The sequence below is a fragment of the Blastopirellula marina genome (assembly GCF_002967765.1).
Classification (GTDB): Bacteria; Planctomycetota; Planctomycetia; order Pirellulales; family Pirellulaceae; genus Bremerella; species Bremerella marina_A.
This window is the reverse complement of record NZ_PUHY01000014.1, coordinates 115,245-128,812: the sequence shown is the minus strand read 5'-3', so window position 1 is coordinate 128,812 and position 13,568 is coordinate 115,245. Positions and strand designations below refer to the sequence as shown.

Here is a 13,568-nt window from a genome sequence, read left to right as displayed (position 1 = left end):
GTCGCAGGTCGATTAGTCGAATTGCATCTTGGCAACGGTGCAAGCAAAGTCGAACCGAACTGCCAGCTTGCCACCCACGGTCACTTTGCCGGTCATGAAGAAGGCATCCGCCAAACGATCGTTCAGCTTCACATCCATCTCAATGCAGTCGCCTGGGCGAACCATCTTCTTGAATTTCACTTCATTCAGCCGCGTGGCAACCGGAACACCTTCCCCTTCGACGACGAATTTCGATAGCAAGATGGCACCTGCTTGCATCGTCGCTTCGCACAAGATCACTCCCGGTACCAGCGGATAGTCGGGGTAGTGACCTTGGAAGAAGTACTCGTCCGGCGTGAAGGTCTTTTTGCAAACGATGCGATCTTCGGTTTGCTCGACAACTTCGTCGACCAGCAGCATCGGTCCGCGATGCGGGATAGCTGCTTCGATAGCAGGATTCGCCATGGTGGTTCCTGAGATGATTGATTCGGGAGTTCTAGTTGGGGCTGTCGACCATTTGCGATGGCGTCGACGACTTCATCAGGAACGAATCGACATCGTTCGCCACGATCACGCCATAGTTGATCGCACCCAGCCAGCCCGACATGATGATGCCGACGCTGCCAGCGTGGTACAGACCAGGAATTTGCTCCGGCAATGCCCGACTGACGGCCAACCCTTCAAACTTCGTCCCGAAGCTGGAACCGAGCGAATGCTTGGTGTAGTGCTGGAACGTCTTCGGTGTCGAGACCTCCACATGATCGATTCGCTCGCGAACATTCGGAACGTACTTCTCGAGTGCGTCGAGCGTCGTCTCGGCCAAGTCGTCTTTGCTGGCCTTGTACTCGTCTTCCGACAAATTCGCCCAGTCTTCAAACCGAGCATTCGTGCTCGAGACAACCAGCGATCGGGGCCGACCTTCGGGACGGGTTCGCGGGTAATAGAACGAATAGGTTCGGCTCGTGATGTCGCGGCTCAACAGCAAATCGGTACGGAACGTCGGTGCCGTGCTGCTGAACAGCAAGTCGCCCGTTTCTTCCGGGATTTGTTCGTCCGGCTTCATCGCGATGTAGACCTGAGTGCTGGAATTGTTTAACCGCACCTCTTTGGCCTCGTCGATGAACTTCTTGTCGAAGTATTGCTCGCCAATCAGATTGAAAATCGTCAGCTTCAAGTTCGAGTTCGAGACAATCGACTTGCAGCGAATCGTCTTACCGTTGACGACGATACTGTTCACCTTGCCGTTCTCGAGATTGATCTTCTCGACGTCAGCGTTGATGCGTACATCAACGCCTGACTTCTTGAGATCGGCGTGCATCAACTGAATCAAGCGGTCGGTGCCTCCTTCAAAGGTGAACACCCCCTTGCTCATGAAATTCGAGAACACAATCCCGTAGCTGATCGCCGGATCTTCCAATGTCGAGCCGTTGGCATAGGTGATCGGCTCCATCAATAAGCGGATCACGTCTTCCCGGCCTGGGAAGAACTTGGCGAACAACTCCTTCGTGGTCATTCCCTGATCGTCGTAAAAGTTCATGCCGCGGGCCGTATCGAAGAACGCCTTGACAGTTTCTTCGGGCAGCTTGAACTCTGAGATCAGCAGTTTCGTGAAGTCGTCGCGGTTGAACGTTGTCGACAGCGAGAACATCGGGTTGTCGAAGCGAATGTTCTTCAACTGTACGATCGAGTCGGCGATCTCGCGCGTCCAATAGCGACGGCAGCTCTTGATCATCCCGATCGGAAAACCATGCAGCGAGATGTCGAAGATATGCCCCCCCGGTCGTTTGAACCAGGTTGCCATACCGCCGAGCTTGTAATGCTGTTCGCATAACAACACGCTCCGTCCCTGGCGAGCCAGTGTGTTGGCCGCGGTCAAACCGGCCAGCCCGCTACCAATCACGACAACGTCGTATTCGTCTTGCGTGTCTTTGAGAAAGTCTTTCGGCATGATTTACCTATTGGCATTCTGGTCCCCTCGTCCCCGTCCTCCAGGGAGAGGGCTAGGATGAGGGGGGCGAAGCAATGAACGTGTGCTATTTAGGTTGTGTCGTAGTCAGGAAGAAAACAGTTTCTGGATTTCTTCCGATGGCTTGTCGTGGTGCAAGTTATCCCCCCTCACTCTGGCCAGCTCCCCTCGGGGGCGAGGGGACGGCGCTGGGCTTGAAATCCCAGGCGGTGAGTGGCGTGGAACGTACTTCCGTCACGCGGCATCTTTCAGGCAATATCGATTGGCAACTGAAACGCCGCTCATAATCGAGCCGATGATGCCGACGTAACCTTGATCGGTACCACAAATATACAAATTTTCGAGGTGCGTGGTGCCGTCGAGATGTTTTTCTGGAGCGCCATACACCGCCCCATTCTTGTGCCAGGTGTAACGATGGATCGTCTTCGGCGTGAACATATCAACCGCCACCACATGTCGGCGAAATTCTGGGATGAAGCGAACCACGCTGTCGCTGATCAAGTCGTACCAGCGATTCTTCTCAAAGCGATAACGCTCTTCCGATAAGTCGGTCCAGCGGTCGTAATTCGCCAGCGCTGTCACACGCAGGAAACCTTCGTCCAGGTTGGCGCCGTCCTGATAATCAAAGTTGTTCGGCGAGCAGATGACGCCCGTTCGGACGTCGCACAGGTCGTCTTCCGGTTTTACCCAGTGGAACGTCGGGGAATCGTTGAAGAAGACGATCGTCGAGTCGTATCCAACTTCGACTGGCTGCTTCTTGATTACCGAGATCGTTTCGACAAAGCTCAATCGGCCGGGTTCGCTCGGAGGTGGCGTGATCCCCTCTTCGCACATCCGCATCGTTTCCCACCAACCTGCGGACGAAATCACTTTGCGGCCAGAGATTTGTCGGCCGTCATCAAGCGTCACGCCAACGGCGTTGCCATCTTCGATCTTGATCGAAGAGACACCCGTACGAAGCTTTAACTCGCCGCCCAGTTCGCGATATTTCTTGACCAGGTTTTTCAGCAGCAGCCGCACACCTTTCAGCGGTCGGGCGAACCCTTCCATGTAGATGCTGCGGAACATGATGCAGAATTGGCCCCAATCCATGTCCTGCTCGCGGGCGTTGCCGTACCACATCAGAGGACACAGTAGCATTTCGATCAGCAATGGATCGGAGATAATCTCGGCCAGGCGAGCACGCGCCGAACCCGCATAGTTTTCCGCGGTGATGTCATCGTAGTCGATGATCTGTCCGCGTAGGCGATCGAAGTTATCGACCTGCTTGGGAAATCGTTGGGCAATCTGGCTTCGCAGCAACTCGATATCGTTGTCGAACTTTAGTTCCACACCGGGGAACATCACCTTCGAGCCCAACTGCGGGCAAAGCGCGAACTCGTCCCACTTGAATCGCAGCTGGCGTAGCAGCCGCCCCAGCGGGCCCTTCTTTTCGCCCTTCTGGGTGAAGTTGGTCACGGCGTGCAAACCAACATCGAAGTCGCGGCCAGCCATGCGATAGAACGAATTCAATCCGCCGATCGTGTTGTGCCGTTCCAGAATGCAGACACTTTGACCGAAATAGGCCAAGCGAATTCCGGCCGCCAGTCCGGACATGCCAGCGCCGATAATGATCGTGTCATACATGGTGACGAGATAGCCCTTCTAACGTCCAGCTTCTGGTCTCAACGCCCCCAAGGGAAGAGGGCGTGAGGGGTTTTGAAAAAGTAGGGTGCGTCTCGACGCACCAGAACCTGCCCAGAGGCATGTCGGCAACCGCCGCGTGGCTGCGTTACCACGCGGATAGGCTTGAATTGGCTGCTTTGCAGGGCTTGGTGCGTCGAGACGCACCCTACATTGGATTTCGCACCCAATGGTTGTTGGGCAGCGACCCTGCTTACAGGTCTTTCATCTTCGGTTCGAGATAGGTGACCGTGCTGGTCATCGACGCCAATTCCGGATAATCCTCTTCCGGAATCTGAACGCGATGGCGCTTGCGGAGCTCCATCACGATGTCGAGGAAGTCCATGCTGTCGAGTTCCAACTGGTCACGGAAGGGCTTATCGTCGTCGATATCCGTGATGTCGTCATCCGGAGCGATGTCCCGCAAAATGTCCAAAATCTCTTCACGGATTTCTCCTGGCGTCATCCCGATGTGGCTCCTTCGACCGTCGTCTAAAGCTTTTTAATGATTACTACTGAGTTGATTCCAAGCATCCCGAACGAGTTGTTCAGAATAGCTTTCACGTTTCCAAGTTCTCGTGGTTGATTCAAAACCAACCCATCGATCGCACATTCCGGATCGAGCTCGTCGACGTTGATCGTCGGGTGACAAACACCGTCCGTAAACGCCGGCAAGTTGCCGGAAAGCTCGAGTGCCCCAGCGGCACCCATCGCGTGACCGATGAAACTCTTGGTATTGTTGATGAACGTCGTCTCGCTCTTGCCGAATACCTCGCGGATTGCGGTGCATTCCTGCTGATCGCCCAACGTCGTTCCCGTGGCGTGCGTGCTGACAATGTCGATGTCGGTCGCATTCATCCCGGCTCGCTTCAAAGCCAGGTTCATGCACTGCACTTGCCGTTCGGGGTTCGGCAGCACAAAGTCGGTCGCGTCGGTGTTCATCGCGTAACCGGCCAGTTCGCCGTAAATCTTTGCACCGCGTTTTTTGGCGTCCGATAACCGCTCAAGTGTATAAATACAGCCACCTTCCGAAACAACGATGCCGTTTCGCTTGGTATCGAACGGACGCGACGCTTTCGTTGGATCTTCGTGCGTGGCCAAGGCTCCCTGGCTCTTGAAACCTGCGAAGATGCCGAACGTTTGCACGCTTTCCGAGACGCCCCCGGCCAATGCCAGGTCGCATTCGCCCAACCGTAACATCTGGGCACCTTGAATCAGCCCCGCATTGCCGGCGGCACATGCAGCCCCGATGGTGTAATGCGGGCCGACGATTCCCATCGTCAGGCAAATTTCACCCGCCGGATTATTGGCGACCGTGCGTGGGTTGTGGTGGTGCGACCAAAACGAGGTGTCGTAGTCGTAACCTTTGATGTTGTAGACCTCGTTTTCGGTCTCAACATTACCATGTTCGGTCACGCCGATGTAAACGCCGACCATGCTTTTGTCGGTGTTTTCCCAATCGATCCCACTATCGGCAATCGCTTCACCGGCGCAGTAAATGCCTACACTTCCGGCGCGGGTTCCGCGGCGGATCTCACGCTTCTTTTGGTAGCGGGTTGCTTCGTAATTGCAGAGGCCGGCCAGTGTCTCACCGATGTAACGAATCTCGTAGTTCGAGACACCGCTTTTGCCGTTTAACAACGCTTCCCGATACTCCACGTACGAATTGCCGTTCGGAGCGGTCAGACCGACGCCCGTGATGACAATGCGTTGCGAATCGGGTAGTTGTTCGGCAGTGGCAATCATTTGCCCATCCTCGGCAATTTAACGGAAACCGTTCAAGCTACCGATTCCCAGGAAGCTTGACAAGTCACCTGCGAGAAGCCAATTCCTCGCCCAGACGACGCATCCCCTCTTCCGTCGAGACTTTGGGTGCATATTGCAAGTCGTGACGTGCAGAGGAGATATCAAAATAATGATGGGTCGCTAACTGCCTCGCCAGGAAGCGAGTCATCCGTGGTTCTTCCTTCATTCGACCGACCATTTTATAGGCCGTTTCCATCATCGCACCGGCATAATAGGCAACGTTTGCCGAAACCCGTTTGCGAACCGGGGGAAGCCCCTCCAACGCCAAAATGTCATTGATCCAGTCCCACAGGCGGACAGGAGCCCCTTGCGTAATGAAGTAGGCCTTGCCCCCAACCTGATCTGGAGCGATCAACAGCGCTCCGGCGGCTTGAATGTGGGCAGATGCGGCATTCTCGACGTAAACCATATCAACCAAGTTTTTACCATCACCCACAATCCGCAACTTGCCTGTTTTCGCACGCTGAATGAGGCGCGGAATCAAATGCTGGTCGCGTGGCCCCCAGATCAAATGGGGTCGCAGGGCACACGTCAGCAGCGAACCAGGCCGATTGGCGGCCAGCACCATCTGTTCGGCGAGTGCCTTGGAATGCGGGTAATGAGCCAGCCACATTTCTGGATAGGGGGCTGATTCGTTCACCCCTTTTTGATCAGTGCCGTCGAAGGTCACGCTGGGACTGCTACAGTAAACCAGTCGCTCGACGTTCCAAGCTTCGCAGGCCGCAATAATGTTCTGGGTTCCTTCCACGTTGATCCCGTAATAGTCGGGCCAACGTCCCCAGATGCCAGCAATTGCAGCGACATGAAACACAACCTCACAGCCGCGAACCGCTTTCTCCACGGCCTCTTTGTCTCGGAGATCGCCTTGGAAGCATTCGACCCCCAACTGCTCGAGCTCTGGGTAGCGCTGCCGGCTGAGAACGCGGACTTCTTCCCCCAGTTCCAGTAACTGCTCAACGATGTAGCGGCCGAGGAATCCTCCTCCGCCGGTGACCAGCATGCTCAAGTATTGCTCCGCGTAGTTACCAACTAGCAGTCGGTTGATTTTCTGCTTCAATCTCAAGAACGGAGCCGATCTGAGAAACTCAACAGTCTGCTAGAGGCCTTGAATCATCGATTTAGGAATCTGGAAACGGTACGATCCGCTCATTGCCGAACTCGCTCCATCGCGTGTGACCGCTTCGCCTGGCAGGTCGAGGTAAAGGTTCTCGATCGAGGCCGGATCGAAGTCTTCCGGAACATCAAACACGATCACGTCGGTTCCCTCTTCCAGCGGCACGAAGGTTTTCTCCTTCGTCCACCATTTCAAATCGGCCAGGTCATCGAACATGATCGGATCGAAGGTCCGCTTGTTATCGTCCGAAATCTGTGCCGTTCTCAGGGCGCCACTCGGCGAGGTGAAGACGTTGCCGTACCAGCTTTCGAAATGGAAAGTCTTATCGGATCGGTTCGATAATTCCAAGTAGACATTGATATACGGACGGCCTGAAGTGACCAACTCGCCCCGTTCATCCCGACCTCGAACTTCGCCCCAATCGACGTGGTTGACCTTCACTTTGAAGCCTTCCATGGTGGCGGAATTCTTCGCGGGAATCCACTTGATGTATTTCTCACCCGTCTCCGATTGGGTGATACGTTCCTGAATTTGATTGCCTCGATTGAAATCGCTCTCGTCGACCACAACCTCTTCGGGATCGCCAACGTTGGCCGTGACAAACAGGTAAATCAAAAACAGAGCCGCGGCTGAAAACAAACTGCCAAAAACGATGTAGCCCGTCTTGATGATCGCATTCCAAGGGATTTCGCGTCCCGTTCCGTCGGCTTCGGCGTCCCCTTCTTCCGTGCCGGTGGCCTCAGGCTTGGCGGGTGCTCGGCTGCCAGTCGCCTTTGGCGTAACCACGGGCCCAACTTGTGGCGTGGCTTGGGGCACCATGAACACGCCCTGGCAGGTGGGACATTGAACCTGGGTCCCCGCCGGCGAGGTAACATTCAGCACGGTCGAGCAGTGAGGGCACTTCAAATGCATGGGTGGGACAAGCCTTTTCGGTCAGACGAGCGAGATCAAATCCGGGCAGTCTATTGCTAGTTTACCCCGGCAAAATCGCATCCAGGCGATCCTCGGCCCAGATCGTCAGCTTTTCGCGGAATATCTTCGCGTTATGCCGGACATCGACCGGGAAGTTGGGGTGCAGCAGGAAATGTTCAATTCGCTGCGTAAGCGGGTTTTTATTGCCGATCTCGTGCAGTTCGTCCAATAGGGCGTCAATTTCTTCCGGCGTATTAGGATACTGCCCAGACCACGGCTCGACGATCACCACGGGTATCTTTGCCCCTTCCGGCCCAATACCGACCAGGGCACTACGGAAGATCTTCTCATGCGTGTTGAAGATCGACTCGACCGGAATCGTGAACATCGTTCCTTCGGCCGTCAGGACGCGATGCGATTTTCGCCCGCAAAACCAGAAGCGATCTTGTTGGTCGAGATAACCGACATCCCCCATGCGATGCCATATGGCGTCGCCATCGTGGATTTTCGCCAAACGGGTCGCTTCCTCGCTGGTGGCGTAGCGATGCGTAATCACCGGACCGTGGACAATCAGCTCGCCGATCTCGCCCCGGGGAAGCGGTTGAATCTGATCGATCGTATCGAGCGGCTCGTCCGAGATCGCGATCACTTGCCAGTCAATCCCGCGGAAACGACTGCCAACGCACGTGCCGCCCCCTTCGCGCGATCGCTCGATCGTTTCGCCCAGCACTTCGCTGGCCGAGATCGACGCCACCGGTAAGGCCTCGGTCGCTCCGTACGGTGTGTACATTTCGGCGTTGGGCGCGGCCGCTTTCATCCGTTTCAAGACATGCGGAGGAACCGGTGCCCCGGCCGAAAGTACGCGTTTGAGACTGGGCATCCACAGCCCTTCCCGCTCGCAAAATTGCCCCACCGCGTTCCACACCGCTGGCGAAGCGAACGATTGGGTTGCTTCCCAATCGCCAACCGCTTCCAGGATATTCTTCGGATCGACAGTTGCCGGGCGGCTGAAATCCATTTCCGGAATCACCGACGTCACTCCCATCGCGCTGTTGAACAGCCCAAACAACGGGAAGCCAGGCACATCGACCTCGCCCGGTTGGATCTCGTATCGCTCTTGAATGAACTGCACTTGGCGGCGGAACCCTTCGTGACGGAACTCCACTCCCTTCGGCGGACCGGTGCTGCCAGACGTGAAAATGATCGCGGCTTGATCGTCTGCTTCCGCTTCAAACGGACGGAAGTCGCCTACCTCGGTCTTACGCAACTCATCCAACGTCGCCCCACCCCAGAACCAACGTTTGCCTGCGGTCACATTGAACGTCGATTCCTTGTAGCGTCGACCACACAGCTTACGAACCGCGTGCACGATCGGAATTGCCACGAATCCCTTTGGCTTGACCTGATCGAGGCAGGAAAGAACGTTCTTCTTGCCCATCCCCGGATCAATCAAGATGCTAACCGCCCCGACTTTAAACAAGGCGAACACTAAGGAAACAAAATCGATTCCCGGCCGCACCATCAAAGCCAGTCGCGTCCCTGGTGTCACCCCCATTTGCGCGAGGCCAGCGGCGACCTTTGTACTGTCTTCAGCCAGGCCAGCGAACGTGATCGTATCGTACTTTCGGCTGCCATCCTTGTTTCGTTTACCAGGCACCGCGATGGCGACGCCATCCGGACGTGTCTGAGCGATCTCGTCTAGCAAGAGACCAACATTGAAGACAGGCGTAGTCAGTGTGGCTTCCGACATGCAATCCTTTCCCTCACGTAATCGATCAACTTGGCGGCGATATCGACTTCACATGCTGCCGACAGCCCTTTCCAGCCTGGTACCGCATTCACTTCCAAGAGGTACCAGCCCCCTTCCCCATCGGGCAAGAAGTCGAGCCCGGCGATCGAAAGATCCAATGTTTTCATCACCGCTTGAGCCACCTCGGCGACTTCGCCGGGGATCGATTCCGGTGCGGCAGTCGCGCCGCGGCTGAGATTGGTTCGCCAATTGTCCGCCGAGCTACGCCGCATGCCCCACATCTGATCACCCAGGACCATCACCCGCAGATCATACCCGGGATGTGGAATGAAACGCTGCATGTAGATGATTTGTCCCATCTGCTCGAGCGTTTTGAACACGCGATGCCCTAGGTCCGGATCATCGACCCGCATGATCCCCCGCCCTTCTCCACCGAAAATCGGTTTCACGACCACCGAAGGACCGAGTTGTTCCAACGCCGTCACGGCGTCTTGCCAGGTTTGGCACACATGGGTCTCAGGAACCCGAAAGCCCGCTTCGGCTAGTTTGGAGAGTGAAAGATACTTATCAATCGCCAGTTCCATCGACTTGGGCGGGTTGACCACCAGCACGCCCTGCCGTTCGAGTCCCGCCAAGGCATCCATCCGAAAGACGACCTGCTCCAGCGAACCGGGTGGCATCGAACGAACGACAATCGCATCGTACTGGCCTGAGATTAACGACTCGGCGCTGATCGTCTCCGGTCCTCCAATCCTGGATTGCAGGGACGTAAACTCAATCCGCTGAACGTCGGCAAGCCCCTGGGCGGCGCGTTCCAGATCTTGGAAATACCAGCTATCTTCGTTGGCAAGCACCCCAACGCGGGGCAGCGTGTCGGTTGAATTCATGCGGCGATTAACCTTGTCCGAACGACTTCGCCAGGACGGCGTCGTTCCGCTCGCCGACGATCGTCGTTTGCCCATCCTTCAGGCTAACCAGGCAAACTTCCGCCGGGCTGAATAGCAGCGGATCGATCTGGTAGAAGTCGAACTTCGCGTCCCGCAAGATCTTCTCGAACGGTTCGCCATACATCGACGACGTATTGCTAGGGAGCTTCTCACCAACCTCGCGCAGCTTCTCCGTTGACTCGCGAACCCACAGCGTGACGCTTGCTCCGTACAGAATCGCATCATTGGTTCGTCCGATCCCCACGACATCATCCGCGGCAATCGGCGGCAAGGGAGCGATACCGTAGCCACTTTCGATGGTGCTTAAATCGAAATGAAGTTCGTGCAGCTTGTGCAAACAGGTTTCGACGCTGCGAGCGACCACTTGCACATGCCCGGCGATGCTGGCTGTTCGGGCGGCTAACAAAAACAGCTGATCGGGTGAAACCTGGCAGTCGGCGGCCATCTTTTCGCACACGGCGTCGTCAGGAAGCTGGGAGGTTTCCAGGATACCGACGGCCAGGGGCGAATCGTCTTTGAGGCCCAACTCCTGAATGACCGGCTCTTTGCCCGCTTTGATCCGCATCGGCCCCGAGCCCATGCCAAAGAACTTTTCCCTTTTGATCTGCCAGCCGGCGTATTGCGATCCCAAACAGGCCAGCAGCGGGTGATCGGAGCGAACTTGGACCGAGGTGCGCGTTCCGTGAAATTGGCTCGGCACGAAGTCGACGTTCGCCAGTCCTGCCAGACAGATCTCGGCCAGCTGTCGGCCCGCTTCCAGTCCCCCGCGTCCCGCTTGGACTCCCAGATCGAGCACATGGGCTCCACATGCCAGCTGCGACACTTCGGCGTTGATCTCGCTTGGGGCGGCGAGAATCGGCTGGACCAAGGCATGGGCCCTTTGGTTCAATTCCAAGGTCTTCTTCCTTCTGGGTCGACGAGCAGCGAATTTGCGACAAGTTAGGGTGGTTCTCTATCATCCCTGGCTTCGCAAAGTGATGCAATGACGCCCCAAACGCATGCCCGCAGTGCTATTGACGCTATTTGTCGCGTTCTCCTATACTCAGTCGCTTGTATCTAAGCATTTTACAGGAAACATTTTAGCGGTTATTTGCCGCTAACGTCCGTTTCCCTTACCGCCCCACTATCCAGCGTTGAAATAGCGATGAAGTCGGAACGACGGCACGAAATTCAAGAGAATTCCCTGGCTCACTTCCTGGAAGGGGCTTTCGAATCGGCACGCCCACATGCCACGCTGATTGGCGGCATCCTTCTGGCCGTGTTGCTGGCCTACATCGGCTACGTGGTCATGATGCAGGGCTCCGGTCCGATTCAAGATAAGGAATGGCAATCGGTTTACACCGTGCTCGATCAGTCGTTCCGCGTTGCTGACGACGACGTTGCTCAGAAGCAAGTCGCCGACGACTTCGCCACCATTTCCAAAGATTACGGTAAGTCCCGTCCCGCGCTGTGGTCGGAGTACTTCTACGGTCAGCAAATCTTGACCCAAGCCAGTGACTTGGCGTTCAGCGATCCGAAGTCCGCCACCGCCGACTTGGACCGCGCCGTCCAGGCCTTTCAGAAGGTGTACGACGAGACCGACCTGCCAATCCTGAAAGTCAAAGCCCTGTGGGCGATGGCGGAAGCTTACGAACTGCAAGCCACCAAGGAATCGCTCGGTAAGGCGAAAGCCAACTTCGAAGAGATCATCACCATCTGGCCAGAGACCAACACTGCCAAGGTCGCTCAGGAACGGATCGATCGCCTGAACAACCCCGCCGTGACCGGCGAAGATGGCTTTTATGCTTGGTACCGCGAGCAAGACTTCGCCGCACACACCGCGGAAGCAGCTGCCAAGAGCCGAACCCCGCTGGGTGGCAGCATTCCAGGTATGGACATGAACCTCGAAGCCCCGTCGGGCGGTTTGTTCGACTCGCCAGGTGGTGCCATGCCAGGTACCGGACTGCCAGGAACGGGCCTTCCGGGAACGGGCACCCCAGGCGGTGCCTTGCCAGGTAGCGAATCAGATCCGCTCTTCACGCCTAGCATGGACCTGAATGGTGCCAGCGGCGAAAACGCACCGAAGCCATCCTCCTTCACCGAGAAGGAAGAAGCGGCGAGCAGCGAAAAACCAGCGGAAGAGCCCATGAAGGCCGAGGAACCTAAGGCGGAAACCGCAGCCGAACCAGAAAAACCTGCGGAAGACGCAGCGAAGCCTGAGGAACCGGCAAAGGAAGAAGCCATGAAGGAAGAGCCAGCCGCAGAAACTCCCGCTGAACCGGCCAAAGAAGAGCCGATGACGGAACAGAAGCCAGCGGAAGAGGAAGAAGCCTCGGCCGATCCCAAGTAGGCTTCCGCCTGGCGGCTTGGTGTGCCGCTCACATTTCCAACAATTCATCCGCATGGCTGGGTAAAGGCCATGCGGTTTTCGTTTGATACCCCCACTTCCGCGACCTAATCGCGGCTTCAGAGCAACCATGCGATACACGGTCGAAAGCGCAGATGCCGGACAGCGGCTCGATCAATTTCTGACCCGCCGAATCAAGAAGGCGAGCCGAGCTCAAGTGCGTGAGGCGATCGACGCCGGCCAGATCACCGTCGATGGACAACCTGCCAAGCCGTCGCATAAGCTGCGCACCGGCGACGTGCTCGACTACCCGCAAATCGACGCCCGCGAAGAAGAGCAAACCCCGGAAGAAGTCGACCTCGATATCCTCTACCAGGACGAACACCTGGCGGCCATCAACAAGCCGCCCGGCATGGTCACGCATCCGGCCAAGGGGCACTGGGACGGCACGCTCACCGCGGCCCTGATCGCCAAATTCCGTCAGCTGAGCGACATTGGTGGATCTTCGCGACCTGGCATCGTCCATCGCTTAGACCGCGACACAAGCGGCGTGTTGGTCATCGCCAAGAACAACGAAGCCCACGAAGAACTCTCGCGACAATTTGCTGACCGCGAGACCGAGAAAGAGTACTTCGCGATTGTTGCTAACTGTCCCGACCGTGATCGCGACATCATCAACGAACCGATCGGCCCTCATCCACGGTATCGCGAACGAATGTCGATCGTCCGCGACGATCCTGATGCCAAGGAAGCCCAAACGTTTTATGAAGTCGACGAACGCTTCGAAGGCTTCGCCGCGTTTCGCGTTTTCCCGAAGACGGGCCGCACGCATCAAATTCGCGTTCACCTGGCCCACGTTCGCCATCCTGTTCTATGCGATCGCATGTACGGCAATCGAGCCCGGATGACGGTCGGTGATATTGCTCGCAACGACAACGCTCAAGTCGTTCTCACGCGAACGGCATTGCACGCACGCCGCTTAAAGGTCAAGCATCCCGTAACCGGCGAACCGCTCGAATTCGAGGCCCCGATCCCAGCCGACATCCTGGCGACGCTTGAATGCTTGCGGAAGTATCGCTCGGTTTAGCGGCCCAGCAGCCTGTTAG

Annotated in this window: 12 protein-coding genes; 2 read left to right on the top strand and 10 right to left on the bottom strand. The window is 56.6% G+C overall.

The window, feature by feature from the left end; all coding sequences use genetic code 11:
- Positions 1-12: 12 nt before the first annotated feature.
- The 10 genes from C5Y83_RS23250 to mch form a co-directional block, all read right to left on the bottom strand.
- Positions 13-444: a 3-hydroxyacyl-ACP dehydratase FabZ family protein gene (locus C5Y83_RS23250; protein WP_105332192.1), complete on the bottom strand. Its 432-nt coding sequence runs from the start codon at positions 442-444 to the stop codon at positions 13-15.
- 31 nt (positions 445-475) lie between these two features.
- Positions 476-1,927: a phytoene desaturase family protein gene (locus C5Y83_RS23245; protein ID WP_105332191.1), complete on the bottom strand. Its 1,452-nt coding sequence runs from the start codon at positions 1,925-1,927 to the stop codon at positions 476-478.
- Positions 1,928-2,179: 252 nt separating this feature from the next.
- Positions 2,180-3,571 carry a phytoene desaturase family protein gene (locus tag C5Y83_RS23240; RefSeq protein ID WP_105332190.1) on the bottom strand — a complete coding sequence of 464 codons (1,392 nt, stop codon included), beginning with the start codon at positions 3,569-3,571 and terminating at the stop codon, positions 2,180-2,182.
- Positions 3,572-3,821: 250 nt separating this feature from the next.
- Positions 3,822-4,073 (bottom strand): acyl carrier protein, encoded by a 252-nt coding sequence (locus C5Y83_RS23235; RefSeq protein WP_105332189.1) that lies wholly within the window; start codon positions 4,071-4,073, stop codon positions 3,822-3,824.
- Positions 4,074-4,099: 26 nt separating this feature from the next.
- On the bottom strand, positions 4,100-5,353 hold the full coding sequence (locus C5Y83_RS23230) for a beta-ketoacyl-[acyl-carrier-protein] synthase family protein (protein ID WP_105332188.1): 1,254 nt from the start codon (positions 5,351-5,353) through the stop codon (positions 4,100-4,102).
- Between the two features lie 64 nt (positions 5,354-5,417).
- A complete protein-coding gene (locus tag C5Y83_RS23225; RefSeq protein ID WP_233207339.1) occupies positions 5,418-6,470 on the bottom strand; it encodes an NAD-dependent epimerase/dehydratase family protein in 1,053 nt (350 codons plus the stop codon).
- A 39-nt stretch (positions 6,471-6,509) separates the two neighbouring features.
- Positions 6,510-7,439, bottom strand: a complete 930-nt coding sequence (locus C5Y83_RS23220; RefSeq protein ID WP_105332187.1) for an MJ0042-type zinc finger domain-containing protein — start codon at positions 7,437-7,439, stop codon at positions 6,510-6,512.
- A 61-nt stretch (positions 7,440-7,500) separates the two neighbouring features.
- Positions 7,501-9,189, bottom strand: coding sequence for a fatty acid CoA ligase family protein (locus C5Y83_RS23215; RefSeq protein ID WP_105332186.1), 1,689 nt, complete (start codon positions 9,187-9,189; stop codon positions 7,501-7,503).
- Entirely contained in the window at positions 9,171-10,076 is a 906-nt protein-coding gene (locus C5Y83_RS23210; protein WP_158262483.1) for a RimK family alpha-L-glutamate ligase, read from the bottom strand. Before C5Y83_RS23210 ends, C5Y83_RS23215 begins: the two co-directional genes overlap by 19 nt.
- Before the next feature lie 7 nt (positions 10,077-10,083).
- Positions 10,084-11,031 (bottom strand): methenyltetrahydromethanopterin cyclohydrolase, encoded by a 948-nt coding sequence (gene mch, locus C5Y83_RS23205; protein ID WP_105332184.1) that lies wholly within the window; start codon positions 11,029-11,031, stop codon positions 10,084-10,086.
- Between the two features lie 249 nt (positions 11,032-11,280).
- On the opposite strand from mch, the gene C5Y83_RS23200 reads away from it, so the two are divergent.
- Together C5Y83_RS23200 and C5Y83_RS23195 are read left to right on the top strand one after the other, a co-directional pair.
- Positions 11,281-12,465 (top strand): tetratricopeptide repeat protein, encoded by a 1,185-nt coding sequence (locus tag C5Y83_RS23200; protein ID WP_105332183.1) that lies wholly within the window; start codon positions 11,281-11,283, stop codon positions 12,463-12,465.
- A gap of 127 nt (positions 12,466-12,592) precedes the next feature.
- Positions 12,593-13,549, top strand: coding sequence for an RluA family pseudouridine synthase (locus C5Y83_RS23195; protein WP_105332182.1), 957 nt, complete (start codon positions 12,593-12,595; stop codon positions 13,547-13,549).
- Positions 13,550-13,568: the final 19 nt, after the last annotated feature.